Origin of the sequence: Denitrobaculum tricleocarpae, assembly GCF_007004665.1 — a bacterium.
GTDB lineage: Bacteria > Pseudomonadota > Alphaproteobacteria > Kiloniellales > Kiloniellaceae > Denitrobaculum > Denitrobaculum tricleocarpae.
The window spans coordinates 57,809-74,822 of the sequence record NZ_ML660061.1 but is presented as its reverse complement, the minus strand read 5'-3'; the positions used below and the strand labels follow the sequence as shown (position 1 = coordinate 74,822).

The window sequence follows — 17,014 nt, the reverse complement described above, 5'->3', positions numbered from 1 at the left end:
GAGAGCAGAAGTCTGCTCAAAGACTGCGTCCGACTGGAACCAGGCGTCCCCGGGCTGCCAATAAAGTAAGATAGGGTTTAAAGGTTAATTTATGGCTGGCGCAAGGTTTATGAGGCTAAAAACCCGGATCTATCCCTCTTGTGATCGGTTTCCCGACCGGCACCCGCATTCCAGCCTCGGGTCGCGATTGTCCTGCACGTCAAGAAACCGAACAGCAGATCGCGTGTTAGCTGTTTCACCTGAGAGTATTTCACGTTTTCTTGCAGGGCTCGGCCGAAAAAAAACTGTCCACTGGAGAGCCGGCTCAAGCCTCGTCCAACATGTTAAATACAGAGGCGCACAGAGACGCCCCGCGCGCGCTGCAAGGTTGGGAACTGTGCTAGAGCGGACCATGTTTTGCTGCCCGCCCCCCTGCGGTCGCAACACAACATAGTGATCCACTCTAGCAAGACACCGGTGCCCGACACACCGGTCCCTGTAAAATAAGTCTCAGACTGTCAGCGGGAAGGAAGGCTCAGGCGGCTTTCTCTGTATTGGCTTCCAGGCGCGCATCAACGATGGCAACCGTCTTGTCGATCTCGGGATGGCTGACGCCGAGCGCCTTGCCGATCAATTGGACCAGACGGTCCACCCGTTCGATCGTCGCGGCGCCGGCAGCGATAGCACGCGCTGCCGAAGAAGGTTTCACGAGACCTTCGGCGGCCTTGGCGTATTTTTCGAAAGGCACCAGGTCCGCGGGGTCAGCCCCAAGACGGACCACAAGCGCGTCTACAAAACCGTAAATCTCGCGCGAGAGCTCCAGGTCTTCGTGGACGGCTTCGCGGATCGGGCGCACGGCATCGTTCATCACGCAACGGTAGTTGCCGGTTGCCAGCATGCTCCACTTTGCGAAAGGCACGAAGAGCGACTCATGGACGCGCAACTTCACAGGCACGTCCTTACCTTCGACACGGACATCGGCAATATCCTGGGCCAGCGCACGCAGCTTCCGGTCGGTTTCCGCGTCTCCGAACTGGGCGACCTTGAAGTTCGTCGGCAAGCCGACGTGCAGCACGTTCGGCTTTTCTTCCGGCGGGCGGAAGGCCTGAGGATCGGGCGAACACAACGTGACGCAGCCGGGATCAAAGCGTTGCCAGACCTTCGCATCCGTGAAAGCGGCTTCGAGACCCTCGCAAGCCAGGCCGGGAATCCGCTTGAGGTAGGGCAGCGGCGGCATGTTCATGATCGAGATGCAGGGCACGCGGGCTTCGGCGACCCGGTCAAGAAGTTGACGCAGGGATGGGTCCGCATACTGCGGCTCCTGCATGGCAAGCCCGACAAAATCGTACCCCGCGGGATCGACTGCATCTGGCGTCTTGGCGTCAAGCCGGCCTTTGAGATCCTTCGAGAAGAAACTGCGATGCGTATCCTCATCCTTCAGCTTGATCCGGACTTCCGTGCCTTCGCTATTGATGAGGCCTGCCGTTGCCGCGCGGCACACCAACGTGACGTCGTGGCCCGCCATAAGCAGCTTTGTGCCCAGAAGCGATCCGTAAGACGCGCCCAAGATCAGAATTTTGCAGGTCATGATCACCCCGTATGGTGGTTGTTTTATCTTGAAAACTCCGGGTTCTAGCTCAAAAATCCCGGCGAAACAGGCTTGGGGGGAGTCGTAGCCTCATCAGAAATTGCGGTCACGAAAATTCGTGTTAATGTGTTACCTCATAAATTAACATACGTATATTTTGTTAATTTGTTAAAAGTATTATGTTACAATTCTCGCGCGCCGGAAAACGGACAGGAAATGAAGAAAACCTTTGTCGGCCGTCAGCTCCGAAAGTTGCGTCACACACGGAATGAAACCCAGACCGACGTCGCGAAGACGCTGGGTGTAACCCCCGCCTACATCAATATGCTGGAAAACAATCAGCGCAGCCTCTCGGTCAAGATGCTGATGGCGCTCTCAGACGCCTATGATCTGGATTGGAAGGAATGGGTCAGAGACGACTCCCCCAATCTGCTCGCCGATCTGCGGAACGTCATGCAGGATCCGATTTTTGGAAGTGAGCCAGCCGATCTCCAGGAGCTGCGGGCAGCGGTAGAGCATTCCCCGCGCCTGGTCAGTGCGTTTGTTCAGCTCTTCAAAACCCACCGCACGACCGTGGAGAAGGTCATGCGCCAGGGCGAAGCGCAAAACCGCTCGGACCTCGTGGCAATGTCCCCGGAGGCCACGCTTCATGACTTCTTCCGCAACCACTCGAACTACTTCCACACGCTTGAAGAGGCAGCGGAGCGTTTGCGCCGTGAGGAACCCTGTGAACCGCATGACGTGTACGTCACCCTCAAAACCCGCCTGAAACGCAAACACGGCATCTCGATCCAGACGAAATCCGTCGAGACCCTGAACCAGACGCTCAGGATCCACGACGAGGAGAATGCGCTGCTCGTCCTCTCCGAAGCTCTCGATCATCAGAACCGCGTTTTTCAGCTGATCCACGTCATCGGCCTGCTCGAAATGGACCATCTGCTGGAGGATCTGACAGTGGGAAGCGGCATTCGCAGCGAGACGGGGATCGCCCGCTGCCGTGTCGAACTGGCCAATTACTTCGCCGCGGCTTACCTCATGCCCTACGGCCCCTTTCTGGAAAAAGCCGAAAACACGCGCTACGACGTCGACCGGATTGCCGCGGCCTTCGGCGTCTCCTTCGAGCAGGTCTGTCACCGCCTGACCACGCTTCAGCGTCCCGGTGCGACCGGCGTTCCGCTGTTTTTCCTGCGCATCGACAAGGCCGGAAACGTGACCAAGCGCTTCAATGCAACCTCGTTCAATCTGGCTGAATATGGCGGCGCCTGCCCGGTCTGGAACATCCACACGGCCTTCCGCACACCGGGCGTCGTCCTGCCGCAATTCGTCGAACTGCCCGGCGGCGAAAAGTACTTCACGATCAGCCGCACCATCGACCGGCCGGTCTACAGCCGGGAAACCCAGAACCATCGCCTGGCGGTCGCCCTGGGTTGCGAATTTCAATATGCCGACCGCATCGGCTACGCCTCATCCTTCAATCTGCGCGACCCGAATCTAATGCACCCGATCGGGATAAATTGTCATTTGTGTCCCCGTAAAGCCTGTTCCCAACGGGCGCATCATCCCATCTTCGTCGAGCTGCACATCGACCCGAACCGGCGCGGCAATACGCGTTACGAGAGTTGATGGAATCGAACGGCCTGCCTTGCGGCGGACCTTAGAGGCCAGCCAGTCTTGGAGTGGGAATTCGAAGGGTGGGAATTCACGAAACCGCGAAACCAACAGGTACAGTAAATATAGTGTGATAACACAACCCATGTTTTTTTGTTTCAATCTATAACTGAAAAATATAAAATAGATATAATTTTACCGTGCATTTTTAAACCCTTCATTCCGCGAGACAACGCGCTGGGTACCACCGCTCCATTGACTTGGAGATTCAAATGTATAGGACCAGGCATCAGGACATTGTCGAGTTGGTTCTGGAGGCATCGCTCGACGATACACTCTGGAGCGCGGTTGCTGACGGGGTGCGACAATGCGTGAACGGAAGCCGGTCTCTCTTCTTCACGCCCGGTACCAAGCTGAACGAACCGGAGAGTCTATGGGCGACCAGAACAATTTCTCACGACGAGTTGTTACCCTACACAGACTATTACTGCGATCAGGATGTTTGGGAAATTGAGGGCCGGAAGAAGGGTTTGCTTCGCTCTGGATTGGTGTTGACCGGTCAGGACACGGTCGATGAAACTACGTTCAGGAAGACCGAGTGGTTTAACGACTACCTTCGCCCGCTGGACATTAAGAATCTGATGACAGCGGGTTTCAACAAAGGTCGAAAAACTTCGGGTGATCCCGATTTTTACTTGAGCATATACGGCAGCGTTTCGTCCGAACCCTTTTCCCAGATTGCCTGCGAAACCTACAAACGCCTGGTGCCTCATATACAAAACGGTCTGCAGCTTCGCGGAAATTTCATTGCCCTGGAAAATCGAAATCGGACCATCGAAGGTCTCCTCGACAGTTTCACTGATGCCGTTTTACTTCTTGACGAGTACGGGAACATTATTGAGACCAATGCAGTTGCAGACCGCCTTCTGGCCACGAGCGAAAGCCTCTCGCTCATTGGGGGACAACTTGTGGTCCGGCGCAATGATGAACAACAGAAGCTACGGCAGGCGATCCGGAACGCAACACGGGTCGGCCGAGCTTTCAATGGCGACGAAGCCCGTTCGAGCCAGGTCTACATATCCAGGTTAAACTCAAGCCGTCCTTACAGTGCGACCGTCCATCCTCTGCCCCGCAGCCGTTACTGCTTTTCAAAGTTTGCTGCAGCCGTCGTCTATGTTCTGGATCCCGACAAATCCTGTACGCGCGGTCTTACAGGACTCGCGGCTTTTTTCGGCCTTCAACCTTCAGAGACCGCGCTCTGCCGCCATCTGATCCACGGCAAATCTCTGATTGAAGCGGCAGACATTTTGTCCATCACCCAGGGCACAGCTCGCCAACGGCTGAAATCCATCTTCCGCAAAACCGATACCCATAGTCAAAGCGCATTACTGCGGTTGATGCTGACCTATAGATAGAGAGATCGGGATTCTTGCAGCCAACCTCCCATATGGGAGTTGGCCTCTCCCCTCCCACCCCTCATCCTACGACCCATTCTGACATGGGCAAACACTATGCGTTGTCCTCCGACCGGCGATGTCGAATAGAAATCATACTCTCGAACATTCAAACGAGAAGAACCGATTTTGGGGAATCTATAGATAGAACACAATTTGTAAGGAGGGGAAAATTATGAATAATCACAAAGGCTTATTGATATCTCTGGGCAGTTTTCTTCTGATTCTTTCGGGCTGCGCGACCGACGAGTCTATCGACTACGAGACCCCGGTCGAGCTGGCGCCGATGGCGAAAGTTTCCGAGCCTTCGGAAAGTCACGGGACGAACCAGGGAAAACCGCAAATGGAACAGCGGATATCGAAAGAAGGAGCTCTCGAAACCTGGAAAGTTTCCGGCGGAGCGGTAGACGGATGTCAATGGACCGGTGAGGGGTGGTTCTCGCCCGCGGTAAGTTGGAAAAACTGCCGCAATGGTTCCACTGGCTCCCAGACGGTCACCAAGTCGGGAGAGATCTGGCCTCTGGTCGTCGGTAAGACTGTTTCTTACGACGTGAAAGGCTCGGATCAAAAATACAACTGGACCGACACGCGTGAGTGCGTGGTCAACGCCGCCGTTCACGTTACGGTCGAAACCCAGAAGATTCCGGCCTACGAAGTTGTCTGTAAAGACGAGTGGAACACCCGCACCTGGTACGTCTCACCTGATCTGAAACGCACGATCAAATTTAAGAAGAGACACAAGAAAAGAGGCTTGGAATCCCATTGGATTGCCGATCTTAAATAGGTCGGCATGACCAAACTCTTGAGCGGCCTCAATCGATCGGTGCGAGGAATACGCTTGGCGGGGGCTGTCGAGCCATTGAGGTCGCTCTACCTTTTTTTCGGCCGAATATTCAGATCTGTTGAACCGGGGAGGGCTATGTTTTTCAGCACACCATACTCTGCAAAGACATTTCAGAAACCTATAGTCATGGCGCTGGCTGCGATGCTCCAAAGCGTCATCGCCCTCCCTGCCGGCGCAGCCGTTATATTAGACGGCGACTTCGATCAGACTCTGAACCCTGGCGGCGACCTGCGCGAAACCCGGGTCGGACTCACCGCTCCCGGATCGCTAACGGTGACCGACGGCAGCAGTTTCAATCTGAACTCGGGAGCCGGCTCATTGGACGGTGCCTTTTTGGCGTTTGGCAGACGCGCCGGGGGCATCGGAACCGGGCTGGTCGAGGGTGTCGGCAGCTCGATCAATCTCAGAGATAATGCCAATACCATAGCCGACGGCGCCAGTGTCGACATCGGGCGCGACAGCGGCAACGGAACGCTCACCATCCGCAACGGCGGCAGCTTGAACGTTACCGAGCCTGACGTGCCGGACGGAGCCGATCAGATTGGCGGGTCAAATGTACTGACGATGGGCCGCAACGGAGGGATAGGCACCTTCGTCGTCGACAATGGCTCGGCAAGAATCAGCGGTATCGGCGCCTTTATGTTTATGGGCCGGGACGAAGGAGGGCTCGGCAATGCCAGCGTCGTCAACGGTGGTTCGATCCTGGTGAAAGACCGCGGCGGCGCGGGCGGAGACGGTGCGAACATTACGGTTGGCCGCAATGGCAACAGCTCCGGCAATCTCTCTGTTGTGGATTCGCGGATCGCGGTCGAATCCGCAAATAATTTTGCAGGCCTGTTCGTGGGGCGTGACGATCTGGAAACCACCGGCAGTCTTTTGGCCAGCGGCATTGAAACCAAGATCGCCATAACCGGTCCGGAGGCTGGATTTACGATCGGCCGGTCGGGTCAGGGCCTTGCGACAGTGACCAACGGCGCCGACGTCACGATCAGCGGCGGCGACTCCTTTGTATCGATCGGACGGGAGGTCGGCGCTTCAGGAGCTTTGACGGTCGCTAATGGCGCGTCCATAACTGTCGGCAAACCCGGAGAACTCGACGGCGACATCGGGATAGGCGCTGCGTTCGCCGATTTCGGCCGTCCCGCCGGCGGGACCGGGTCTCTGCTGATCACGGGAGCCGACTCACAGGTTTCCGTTCTCGACTCTGTCTTGATCGGCGCACCCTCGAGCCTTGGCGGCGGCTCCGGGTCCGGGAGCGTCATCGTCAGCAACCAGGCAACGCTCTCGGCATCGAGAGTCCTCGTGGGGGCCGGTGGCATCCTCAGCGGGAACGGGACAATCAATGCCAACGTAAGCGTCGAGGGTGGGCTTGTCGCACCGGGACTCTCGCCGGGTGAACTTATGATCGACGGTGACTTCACCCTGTCCGACGGCGAGCTCGTCATCGAAATCGCGGGCCTTGGACCGGGTGAATTCGATCTCCTCAATGTCTCCGGAGCGGCAAACTTTATCGGCGGCACCATTCTGTTCGACTTTATCGATGGCTTCGTACCTTAGTTCGGTGACAGCTTTGGATTTCTGATCACTGCAGATCTCTTTATCTCGCCGCAGGTCACTATGATCGTCGACGGACTTGGAGCCGGCCTGGCCTCGGAGATTGTGACCGCAGGAGGTAACAGCCTCGCGCTGACCGTGCTGCGTGATGGCCGCCCTACCGCGGTGAACGAACCGGCTTCTCTCGCCCTCCTGACGTTTGGCCTGGCCGGTTTGGGTTTCGCTTCGCGCCGGAAGTTCCGGTAAGCCGGAACCAACTTGCAGATCCTGAAGCTTCTGGCGACCGGGACGGTCCGGAGGCGGAAGTTCCGGCCCTCGAATCCGACCGCTACGAACTCTATGCCGCACGCTCCGGATATACGAAAACCTGTCGCGCGGAAATGACCGGCAGAGCGATTTCCAGCTGACTGACCGCATGCCAATCGGGCCGGCCGGCCTGACACGACCTTGACCGCAAAGCTTAAAAAATCCGAAAACGGAACCACGCACGCTGGCGTCATTCACTGTGACATTTGTATGTCATAACGTTTTCAAATCTCCTGATTCGGCGGCAAAACTCTGTCATAACGAAATCGCAGCAGCCCTCAGGGTCGGGTCATAGACCCCGTGGCAGACCACGAGCGCCCCGCAATCTCAATGATCTGGTGAGCGGCGTCCGTTACCCTGCGCTGATCCTGAGCCGGACCGGCCGATGCTCCAGTTTTACCTTTGGAATCAAAATTTTAAGGCGAATGGAATTTGGAGAAGGTTCTGGAGCTAGTAAGTGAATGCGGCACATTGAGCTATCTCCTGCTCTTTGCCTATTGCGCCCTGAAAAGCGGGACTCTGCCGCTTTTCGCGGGTTATGCGGCACAGGCCGGCGCGCTGCCGGTCGGCTTGACGGACATGACCTGGCACCGCTTTACCGGCCTGAATGCAGCATCCGCTGACCTCTGGATGGCACTGATGGTCGGTGCGGGTTACCTCTTCGGCGCATCCATTGAGCAGGCCGTCAAAAGTGGTTGGACCGCTTGGAACATGGCCCTGCTCGGCGTATTTCTGCTCCTCTTTTTCCTGGCCTGGTGGCGCGTCGGACGCCCGGCGGACGTCCGCAATTCAGGCCTGTAAGATACCCGTTTGCGGCAGCCGAATCCGCCTGCGACAATTCGCAACAACAGCTTGTCTTGCGCCGCAGCATTTTTAGAACAATTGTAGATCCATGGGAATAACGTTTTAGGAACATCGCCTTAGGCGATGCACTCGATATGCCCGATTATTTTGATGCCGTGCTTCTGGCACGGATACAGTTCGCTTTTACAATCTCATTTCACATTGTTTTTCCGGCTTTTTCCATCGGATTGGCAAGTTACCTGGCCGTGCTCGAAGGCCTTTGGCTCTACACGAAACGCGACGTTTATCTTCAGTCCTTTCGCTATTGGATGAAAATTTTCGCCGTGGTTTTCGGCATGGGCGTCGTCTCGGGGATTGTCATGAGCTATCAGTTCGGGACGAACTGGAGCGTCTTCTCCGACAAGACCGGGCCGATCCTCGGGCCCCTGATGGCCTACGAGGTGCTCTCGGCCTTCTTCCTGGAAGCCGGGTTCCTGGGCGTCATGCTCTTTGGCATGAATAAAGTCGGCCCGCGCCTGCACTTCTTCGCCACGGTGATGGTTGCCGTCGGCACCTTCTTTTCCGCCTTCTGGATCCTCTCGGTGAACTCCTGGATGCAGACTCCCGCGGGCTACGGCATTAACGAGGTTGGCCAATTTATCCCCGTCGACTGGTGGGCGGCTGTTTTCAATCCCTCCTTCCCTTACCGTCTGGTCCATATGCTGCTGGCGGCTTATCTCACCACAGCCTTTGTGGTTGGCGGCGTTGCGGCCTGGCATCTGCTGCGTGACCGTGGCAACGAAGCCGCACGGGTGATGTTTTCCATGGCGATGTGGATGGCCGCCATCGTTGCTCCCATTCAGATTTTCGCGGGCGATCTGCACGGCCTGAATACACTGGAATATCAGCCCGCCAAAGTCGCCGCCATGGAAGGGCACTTCGAAACCCGGAAAGGCGCGCCTTTGATCCTATTCGGTATTCCCGATCAGGAAGCGGAAGAAGTGCGCTTTGCAATCCAGATCCCCAAGCTGGGCAGCTTTATTCTGACTCACGATTGGGACGGCGAAATCAGGGGCTTAAAGGAATGGGCCCCGGAAGACCGGCCGAATGTCCCGATCGTTTTCTGGTCCTTCCGCATCATGGTCGGACTGGGCGTTCTGATGATGCTGTTGGGCGCCTGGAGCCTTTACCAACGCTATCGCAGGAAACTCTTTGAAAACGATCTCCTGCTGCGCGCGGCTATTGTGATGGCACCAAGCGGCTTCATCGCAATCCTCGCCGGCTGGGTCACAACCGAGGTCGGCCGGCAGCCCTACACGGTTTACGGCTTGCTGCGCACCGCCGATTCAGTCTCCCCCGTTGACGCCCCGGCGGTCGCGCTGTCACTCCTGGCCTTTGTCGTGGTCTACTTCACCGTCTTCGGCGCCGGTGTCTATTACGTGCTCAAACTCATGAGCCACGCGCCGCACCCGGGCGAGAGCGGGCCATCGGAGAATAAACCAATCCGTGCGGCAGGCATAACGCCCGGACCAGCCCAAAACCAACCGGCGGAATAGGAGGACAGACAGCATGGAATTCGATCTTCCCCTGATCTGGGCTTCGATCATCGCATTCGCGGTTCTGACCTATGTCCTGCTCGACGGTTTCGATCTCGGGGTCGGTATCCTCTTCCCCTTCTTCCGCAAGGGCGAGGAACGGGACTACGCCATGAATACCGTAGCGCCGGTCTGGGATGGCAATGAAACCTGGCTGGTCATGGGCGGCGGCGGTCTCTTCGCAGTCTTTCCCCTGGCCTACGCGGTCGTACTGCCTGCGCTTTACGCGCCCATAACACTGATGCTTCTCGGTCTGATCTTCCGCGGGGTAGCCTTCGAATACCGCTGGCGCAGCGGCCCGTCGCAGGGGCTCTGGGATCTGGCCTTTACGGTCGGCTCCATCACGGCCGCGTTCTGCCAAGGCATCGCTTTGGGGGCGCTGATCCAGGGTATTCCAGTTGCTGATCGTGCCTATGCAGGCGGTTGGTGGCACTGGTTGAGCCCCTTCTCGTTGCTGACAGGCGTTGCCGTCGTAGTGGGATACACCCTGCTGGGTGCAACCTGGCTGGTCATGAAAACCAACGGCCCCGTCCGCGAACGCGCCCATCGCTTTGCCTGGCTGACCGCCGCGGGCACCCTGGTGCTGATCGGCATCGTCAGTCTCTGGACGCCCTTCCTCGATCCGATTTTCATGGCGCGCTGGTTCGTTTTTCCACAGATCCTTTATGTCGTGCCGGTACCTCTTTTGGTGGCTGCCGCCGCTTTCGTTTTGTTCCGGGGGCTAAAGAAGAACAATGACAGCCAGCCTTTCCTAGCGGCACAAGCGCTCTTTATCCTGTCCTATCTTGGACTGGGGATCAGCTTCTTCCCCTACATCGTGCCGCCCACCGTGACCATCCGGGAAGCCGCGGCACCAGACGAGAGCCTGCTCTTCCTGCTCGTGGGCGCGGCGGTTCTGATCCCGCTGATCCTGGCCTATACCACCTACGCCTATTGGGTGTTCCGGGGCAAGGTGGACCCTTCGGAAGGCTATCACTGATGCCGCAGTCTTCTGAAAACAGCACATTTACGAAACTGGCGTGGTTTATTGGTTTATGGATCGCGGGAGTCGGCACGCTCGCCGCGATCGGCTACGGCATACGCTTTTGGCTGGGTCTTTAACGCCGTTCAAGCGGCGAGTTTAAGGCCTGTTTCGGCGATCCAGCCGCCACCGAGAACGCGCGGGCCGTCGTAGAAAACAGCCGCCTGTCCAGGCGAGATCCCAAACTGAGGTTCAAGGAGAAGCACCTCTGCGCCACCGTCGGCCGCGCGCTGAATGCGTGCAGGCGCGGCCTCGGAAACGGACCGCAGCTTAACCTGAACCTCGATCCCCTCGGCCGTCAGAGGCTGGTCGCCCAGCCAATTTACCTGGCCGATCCGCACGACGTCTCGGGCGAGCGCCTCCTTTGGGCCGACCACGACCCGGTGCGCCTCGGGCTCCAGACGCACAACAAACAGAGGCTCCGCCGTGCCGCCGATTCCGATGCCGCGGCGTTGTCCGATGGTGTACTTGATGATGCCCTCGTGTCGGCCCAGCACACGCCCGTCCACGTGCACGATCTCGCCGGGTTCAATGGCGCCGGGCCGCAGCTTTTCGACCACGCTGGCGTAGGAACCGTTCGGCACGAAGCAGATATCCTGACTGTCGGGCTTGTCTGCGACTTCCAGCCCCATCCTCTCGGCCAGAACACGGGTCTCGGTTTTCGGCATACCGCCAAGCGGAAAGCGCAGAAAATCAAGCTGTTCGTCCGTGGTCGCAAAGAGGAAGTAACTCTGGTCACGGCTCGGATCGACCGCCCGGTGCAGTTCCGCACCATGAGCGCCCATGACTCTCTGGACGTAGTGCCCGGTTGCCAGGGCTTCCGCCCCGAGATCACGGGCAGTGGTCAGCAGATCCCGGAACTTGACGGTCTGATTACAGCGAACGCAGGGGATCGGTGTGTCGCCGCGCAGATAGCTGTCGGCGAAGTCGTCCATCACGCTCTGACGGAACTTGGACTCGTAGTCCAGCACATAGTGCGGAAAATCAAGGCGTTCCGCGACCCTGCGTGCATCGTAGATATCCTGCCCCGCGCAGCAGGCGCCTTTGCGTTCGATGGCGGCGCCGTGGTCGTAAAGCTGAAGAGTGACACCAACCACGTCATAGCCTTCGGCGTGCAGCAAACCGGCTGTAACCGAGCTGTCCACGCCGCCTGACATGGCGACCACCACGCGGGTATCCGCGGGCGCTTTATCGAAACCGAGTGAGTTCATAGGCGCGAATATAGGAGAAAGCGTCCAACAAGCAAGGGCATAGCCCATTCAAAAATCACACAGGAGATCAGGGCTCGAGGCTTTCAGCCTGTCATATTGGCCACAACCCGCTGCAAAACCGCATTATCACGATAGAGCCCGAGAGAAGCCGAGAAATGCCCCTGGTTTGGCCTGAAGATATTGTTTTCCGGGACTTTCCAACGCCGCAGGAGGCTCTCGCCGCCCCTGACCGGCGTTAGATCATCCGCCCGCCCGAGCAGAACGACGATGCGCGCAGCCTCCATGACGGGATCACCGTGTGGCTCCAATAAAGGCGTCCAGCGGGCGAGGTCGGCCTCAGCCCACCCCGCGGCGGCGAAGTGTTTCGGCATCTCCAAGAGGCTTGCCATGCTGCCGTGCAGTGCAATATCCAGCAGATCTTCACTGGTTGTAATCAGAAGCAGATGATCTGGACGTTGCTCAGGGCGCCAGTTGCGCGCTTGAGTCGCGACAAGTTGAGCCGTCAAAGCTCCCAGGCTCAAGCCGCCGACCGCGACCTGACTGGAGCCGTTGTTGCGCGCCCATTCGATCAACTGCGCAACTTCCGTGACCCAGGCATGAAAGAGTTCGATGAAACCAAGAGGCCCCTGCGCGATCGCCGGTTCACCGCCAAAGCGTCCGCGCAGCCGGCGATGCGCATGCCAGGGTGCTTCAGGACGAATGACACGAAATCCTTGCCTGGTCAGCGCATTGACCGGGTCGGCAAGTTCACCCCACAAGTCCGTCTCCATGCCGATTCCGTGGAGAAAAATCAGACAGGGTGCGCCCTCGCCACCCTGCTCAGGCTCATAGACCTTGGCCCAGGCTTTGCCTTTCTCGCCCGGGCTCGCCATGACAGCGCTCTCTTCCCCCGACGCCAGTGAGGGAAAGCGAAGCCAGTATTGGCGGTAGGGTGACATCGCATCCCAGGCGCCGCTCAGACCCTTGGACACTTCGAACCCGGGGAACGCGGGCACTTCGAAAGCCGAAGCCGGATGGGCCAGCCGCTCGCCATGATGCTGCTCTACATCGTCTTTCAGAGGCACTGCCCAGTGCAGCTTTGGAAATTTCCGGCGCCAGGGCAGAAATTCCTTCCGGCGCATCATCCGGTGTTTTGACGCTGACTGCCGCTCTATTTCAAGCCTGACCAACTCACCCTCGGCGACGGCAGCCTCGCTAAAAAACCGCTCTTCCCAGAGTGTTTGACGCTCGTGATAGGTCTTGTCCGCCTGCGCCGTGCGTGCCAGTGCCGAGCGTATCCGGCCCGAGTCCTGAAAACCGGTGCCAAGTTGATCATTAAAACTCTGGAGATCGCCATCTGCCTCCAGGGCTGCCGCCCAGGCGCGCGAAAGCGGGAAATACCAGTTTACGATAGCGCGAACCCCGCACCAGTCGTACCAGGGACGCAGTAAGAGTTTGCCCTGCAGGCCATCAAAGGCTCTGATTCTCAAAGGCTCGGGAAGACGGGCAGATTCTGTACCCGCAAGAGAAACTGGAACGTTCACAAACAATATCCTAAACTGACCAAGTCCGAACCTCAATGCCCCTGCAAAGCCCAATTCGTTGGCGCTTCACAAACATGTCACCGCTGATGGTCGAACCTATAGCTATGATCACCGCAGTTATTGTTAGATTACAGGATACATAAAAATGCACCGGCTTTTTCTCACGATAGCCTTTTCGCTTGGGCTTATCACCTCTGCTCCGCTCTCAGCCGCCGCCGAAAACGGACTGGTCGTCAAGGAGAGCACCCGTTCTGTGAGCGAAACGATCAGCCTGCTCGAAGAGACGCTCAAATCGAAGGGCATCACAATCTTTGCCCGTGTCGACCATACAGCCGGGGCCGCGAAAGTGGATCTGGATCTGCGTCCGACCGAACTTCTGATCTTCGGCAACCCGAAACTTGGCACACCACTCATGCAGACCAACCAGACGGCGGGAATCGACCTTCCGCTCAAGGCGTTGGCCTATGAAGACTCGGATGGCAAGGTGCTTCTGGTTTACAACGACCCGGCCTATCTGAGTACGCGGCATGGCCTGAGCGAAAAAACCAAGGTTCTCGAGAAAATCTCGGGGGCGCTAAACAACTTCACCGACATCGCGACAAAGTAAACTTCTTGCTCAATCTGCGGCGGTGCTAAGTAATTCATACTTGGTCCAGCAAAAATCATGCAGTGCGACCTGAAATCCGGTTGTACACACGCATTTTACAATCCGATTTCTGGAATTCAGCTGCACCGTCGCCAGATTTTGCTTCCCATACAATGCCATATACGGAAAACTGAGTTTGTTCTTTTTCAGGGCACAGTTCTTTTATGCCCGCGATAAACTTTTTTTCGTTATTGGTCGCGCAATGTGGGGCACGCTTAGACTAAGATATCTTCTGGCCTTCGCATTCACACTTGTGGCGACGGTTCCGGTGCTGTTGCTCGGGTCCTGGGTTGAGAAGAACGCACTCCCCAATGAAATTCAATCTGCCACCGAAAAGCACCTGCTTCTGGCACAGAACATCACCTCGAGCCTTGAGCATTATCTTTTCGACGTGGAAGCGGCGTTCGACTATTTCATCGAGTCCGCGGAAGGCGGGCGGAGTTCAGCCGCTCTTGAGACCTTTGCCAAGAGTCTGGAGTTCAGATCCTTCTATATTGTCTCCGACCGGCATCAAATCACCTACGATCAGATCCTTTCGCACAATGAGATTTCGGGAAGTCTGAAACAACTGATCGAAAAGACACGCAGCGAAGTAGCCAACTCAAACCTTCGCTTCAGTGGCGTCTTGCCGAACGAAGCCGGTGAACCGACAATTTATCTGTTAAAACCGCTCCCGAACCAGAGCCTGGCTATAGGCGAACTCGCCACCGACTATATCGTGAAGGTACAGAAATCGATTGCCTTTGGCGAACAGGGCCATGCAGCGATTGTCGATGCCCAGGGGCGGGTCATCGCTCATCCGATGGAGAACTGGCAGCGGGAGATGCGTGACCTCTCGGCGCTGGAGCCGGTTAAACGCATGATGAATGGCGAGACCGGAATCACGCGATTTGTATCGCCGGCTCTGAATGCAGAGATGATTTCCGGTTTTTCCGTCGCAGAGAACGTTGGTTGGGGCATCATGGTCCCCCAGCCGATCAGTGAACTGACAGGCCAGTCCGACAGGATTCAGAACGCGGTCTTGGCGATTGTCGCGGTCGGGCTCGCCGCAGCGGCCATCCTGGGCTGGACACTCTCGGGCATGCTGACTCATCCGGTCGAAGCTGTGGTCGAGGCGGCTCAGGACTTTGCAGCCGGGAATCGCGACCGGCGTGTCCCGGGACTCTCGGCGCTTGCGCCGATTGAGTTCAAAACCCTAGCGCGGGGCTTCAATGCCATGGCGCAGGAAATCCAGGATGACCATGAGGCGCTGGCGGAACGAACGCGTCAGGAGAGCATGGAGCGCCTGGGCAGTATTGCGGCGAACATCCCGGGTCTACTCTACCGCCGGGTCAAGAGTGCGGATGGAACCATCAGCTATCCGTTCCTGCGCGCGGGTGCCCGAAATGAATTCGGACTGGCGCTCGAAGGGCATCGTCCGGTGATCGGGGATCTGACCCAGGTCGTGCACCCTCAGGATATCTCTTCCCTGATTTGGGCCATTGATGAATCCGCAAGCAACCTTGACCCGCACGCGCATGAATTCAGAATCATCGGACAATCCGGCAAGGCCCGGTGGGCGCGCTCCTTCGGCATCCCGCGAAAACGCGACAACGGCGATATCGTCTGGGACGGGGTCATCGTCGATATCGGAGAAACGAAAAAGGTTGAACAGGCGCTTCTGGAAGCGAAGGAAGAGGCCGAAAACGCCAACCGGGCAAAGAGCGAATTTCTCGCCAATATGAGCCACGAGCTACGGACACCGATGAATGCCATTCTGGGCTTCTCCGAGGCAATGCAACTCGAGATTTTCGGAAAACTCACCCCGACTTACAAAGAGTATTCAGAGAATATCCATGACAGTGCCGAGCACCTGCTGAGCCTGATCAACGACCTGCTGGATCTCTCCAAAGTCGAGGCCGGCAAATTCGAGCTGGATATCGAGGAGATCGACATCAGCGACTTCGTCGACGAAGTCCACAAGCTGATGGAACCCAAACTCACCACCGGACGCCTGCAACTGCTCAATGCCGTACCTGCGGACTTCCCGCACCTCGATGCAGACCGCCGCGCACTCAAGCAGATGCTTCTCAATCTGGTGTCCAATGCCATCAAGTTTACCCCGGCGCAGGGGCATATCAAGATCAGCGCCAGACTCGAGAGCAACGGTGATCTGAGACTGGCCGTCGCCGACACCGGGGTGGGCATCGCCCCCAACGATGTGAAGACGGTGATGGAACCATTCGGGCAGGTAAAGAACGGGCTGGAACAGGTTCCACCGGGAACCGGCCTTGGTTTACCCTTAACCAAATCCCTGATTGAGCGTCACGGTGGCGAACTGCGCCTGCACAGTGTCCCGGGCGAAGGCACGGCCGTCGAACTGGTTTTCCCGCAGCATCGCGTTCACGCATCTCAAGCCGTGCCGCAGGATGAGGGTGAGCAAAAGCGCCTGATTCACTAGAGCGGATTCACATTTAGATGGAATCGCCGAGGGCGATCACTCGTGATTGTGAACCTGAGCTAACTCTAAGATTGAGAATGGACCCACCGGAACGATGCATCGCTCTCAGCGTTTCCGCCCCACTCGGCTCTGCGCTTCAAGCGCGCGTCGGCGGAACAGCCGTCAGGATAGGCTTCGGAATTCCCTAATGCGCCCGGCGTTGGGGCAAAAGCGCGGCGGATGCGCGTGACGCCGGCCCTCGGCCAACCATTCCTTGCACTTTTCTGTATCCTGGCATCCGGCACAGGCATACATCGCGTTCCTGAGCTGCCCCTCCATGGTCGGGCCAAAGCTGTCAAAATTTCGCAGGGCATCGGTTTGAGCGAACATCTCGCCCATGAGATCGACGCGTTCCGTCAGTTTGTTGAACCAACCCATAACACACTTCCTCTCGCCTCGCGGCAAAGCGACTGATGATGCGAA

14 protein-coding genes are annotated in these 17,014 nt (G+C 57.5%); 10 read left to right on the top strand and 4 right to left on the bottom strand.

Annotated features, from left to right (window positions below):
• Nucleotides 1-514 precede the first annotated feature (514 nt).
• Entirely contained in the window at nucleotides 515-1,567 is a 1,053-nt protein-coding gene (locus tag FKG95_RS23940; RefSeq protein WP_142898970.1) for a ketopantoate reductase family protein, read from the bottom strand.
• A 216-nt stretch (nucleotides 1,568-1,783) separates the two neighbouring features.
• Here FKG95_RS23940 and FKG95_RS23935 point away from each other — a divergent pair, with 216 nt between their 5' ends.
• The 8 genes from FKG95_RS23935 (at nucleotide 1,784) to cydB (ending at nucleotide 10,690) form a co-directional block, all read left to right on the top strand.
• Complete coding sequence (locus FKG95_RS23935) at nucleotides 1,784-3,190, top strand: helix-turn-helix domain-containing protein (protein ID WP_142898969.1); 1,407 nt, start codon at nucleotides 1,784-1,786, stop codon at nucleotides 3,188-3,190.
• Between the two features lie 290 nt (nucleotides 3,191-3,480).
• Nucleotides 3,481-4,590, top strand: coding sequence for a helix-turn-helix transcriptional regulator (locus FKG95_RS23930; protein ID WP_179954250.1), 1,110 nt, complete (start codon nucleotides 3,481-3,483; stop codon nucleotides 4,588-4,590).
• A 214-nt stretch (nucleotides 4,591-4,804) separates the two neighbouring features.
• Nucleotides 4,805-5,413 carry a hypothetical protein gene (locus FKG95_RS23925; RefSeq protein WP_142898967.1) on the top strand — a complete coding sequence of 203 codons (609 nt, stop codon included), beginning with the start codon at nucleotides 4,805-4,807 and terminating at the stop codon, nucleotides 5,411-5,413.
• Between the two features lie 186 nt (nucleotides 5,414-5,599).
• Nucleotides 5,600-7,030: a hypothetical protein gene (locus tag FKG95_RS23920; protein WP_142898966.1), complete on the top strand. Its 1,431-nt coding sequence runs from the start codon at nucleotides 5,600-5,602 to the stop codon at nucleotides 7,028-7,030.
• 60 nt (nucleotides 7,031-7,090) lie between these two features.
• Entirely contained in the window at nucleotides 7,091-7,273 is a 183-nt protein-coding gene (locus FKG95_RS23915) for a PEP-CTERM sorting domain-containing protein (protein ID WP_142898965.1), read from the top strand.
• A 531-nt stretch (nucleotides 7,274-7,804) separates the two neighbouring features.
• Entirely contained in the window at nucleotides 7,805-8,134 is a 330-nt protein-coding gene (locus FKG95_RS23910) for an SNARE-associated domain-containing protein (protein ID WP_218940347.1), read from the top strand.
• Between the two features lie 137 nt (nucleotides 8,135-8,271).
• Entirely contained in the window at nucleotides 8,272-9,672 is a 1,401-nt protein-coding gene (locus tag FKG95_RS23905; RefSeq protein WP_142898963.1) for a cytochrome ubiquinol oxidase subunit I, read from the top strand.
• A 13-nt stretch (nucleotides 9,673-9,685) separates the two neighbouring features.
• The gene (gene cydB, locus FKG95_RS23900) at nucleotides 9,686-10,690 is read left to right on the top strand and encodes a cytochrome d ubiquinol oxidase subunit II (RefSeq protein WP_142898962.1); all 1,005 of its coding nucleotides are present in this window, start codon (nucleotides 9,686-9,688) and stop codon (nucleotides 10,688-10,690) included.
• Nucleotides 10,691-10,818: 128 nt separating this feature from the next.
• Here cydB and mnmA read toward each other — a convergent pair whose 3' ends face one another.
• Together mnmA and FKG95_RS23890 are read right to left on the bottom strand one after the other, a co-directional pair.
• A complete protein-coding gene (gene mnmA / locus FKG95_RS23895; RefSeq protein WP_142898961.1) occupies nucleotides 10,819-11,943 on the bottom strand; it encodes a tRNA 2-thiouridine(34) synthase MnmA in 1,125 nt (374 codons plus the stop codon).
• A gap of 83 nt (nucleotides 11,944-12,026) precedes the next feature.
• Complete coding sequence (locus FKG95_RS23890; protein ID WP_142898960.1) at nucleotides 12,027-13,466, bottom strand: alpha/beta hydrolase; 1,440 nt, start codon at nucleotides 13,464-13,466, stop codon at nucleotides 12,027-12,029.
• Between the two features lie 145 nt (nucleotides 13,467-13,611).
• On the opposite strand from FKG95_RS23890, the gene FKG95_RS23885 reads away from it, so the two are divergent.
• Nucleotides 13,612-14,073 carry a DUF302 domain-containing protein gene (locus tag FKG95_RS23885; RefSeq protein WP_142898959.1) on the top strand — a complete coding sequence of 154 codons (462 nt, stop codon included), beginning with the start codon at nucleotides 13,612-13,614 and terminating at the stop codon, nucleotides 14,071-14,073.
• Between the two features lie 292 nt (nucleotides 14,074-14,365).
• Nucleotides 14,366-16,552: an ATP-binding protein gene (locus FKG95_RS23880; RefSeq protein ID WP_179954249.1), complete on the top strand. Its 2,187-nt coding sequence runs from the start codon at nucleotides 14,366-14,368 to the stop codon at nucleotides 16,550-16,552.
• 162 nt (nucleotides 16,553-16,714) lie between these two features.
• Here the strand turns inward: FKG95_RS23880 and FKG95_RS23875 are convergent, their stop codons facing one another.
• Nucleotides 16,715-16,969: a DUF6455 family protein gene (locus FKG95_RS23875; protein WP_142898957.1), complete on the bottom strand. Its 255-nt coding sequence runs from the start codon at nucleotides 16,967-16,969 to the stop codon at nucleotides 16,715-16,717.
• Nucleotides 16,970-17,014: the final 45 nt, after the last annotated feature.

What these genes read in the sequence shown, in the direction of transcription:
- FKG95_RS23940 (WP_142898970.1), bottom strand. Translation starts at nt 1,567, where the DNA reads ATGACCTGCAAAATTCTGATCTTGGGCGCGTCTTACGGATCGCTTCTG.
- FKG95_RS23935 (WP_142898969.1), top strand. Translation starts at nt 1,784, where the DNA reads ATGAAGAAAACCTTTGTCGGCCGTCAGCTCCGAAAGTTGCGTCACACA.
- FKG95_RS23925 (WP_142898967.1), top strand. Translation starts at nt 4,805, where the DNA reads ATGAATAATCACAAAGGCTTATTGATATCTCTGGGCAGTTTTCTTCTG.
- FKG95_RS23920 (WP_142898966.1), top strand. Translation starts at nt 5,600, where the DNA reads ATGGCGCTGGCTGCGATGCTCCAAAGCGTCATCGCCCTCCCTGCCGGC.
- FKG95_RS23915 (WP_142898965.1), top strand. Translation starts at nt 7,091, where the DNA reads ATGATCGTCGACGGACTTGGAGCCGGCCTGGCCTCGGAGATTGTGACC.
- FKG95_RS23905 (WP_142898963.1), top strand. Translation starts at nt 8,272, where the DNA reads ATGCCCGATTATTTTGATGCCGTGCTTCTGGCACGGATACAGTTCGCT.
- cydB (WP_142898962.1), top strand. Translation starts at nt 9,686, where the DNA reads ATGGAATTCGATCTTCCCCTGATCTGGGCTTCGATCATCGCATTCGCG.
- mnmA (WP_142898961.1), bottom strand. Translation starts at nt 11,943, where the DNA reads ATGAACTCACTCGGTTTCGATAAAGCGCCCGCGGATACCCGCGTGGTG.
- FKG95_RS23885 (WP_142898959.1), top strand. Translation starts at nt 13,612, where the DNA reads ATGCACCGGCTTTTTCTCACGATAGCCTTTTCGCTTGGGCTTATCACC.
- FKG95_RS23875 (WP_142898957.1), bottom strand. Translation starts at nt 16,969, where the DNA reads ATGGGTTGGTTCAACAAACTGACGGAACGCGTCGATCTCATGGGCGAG.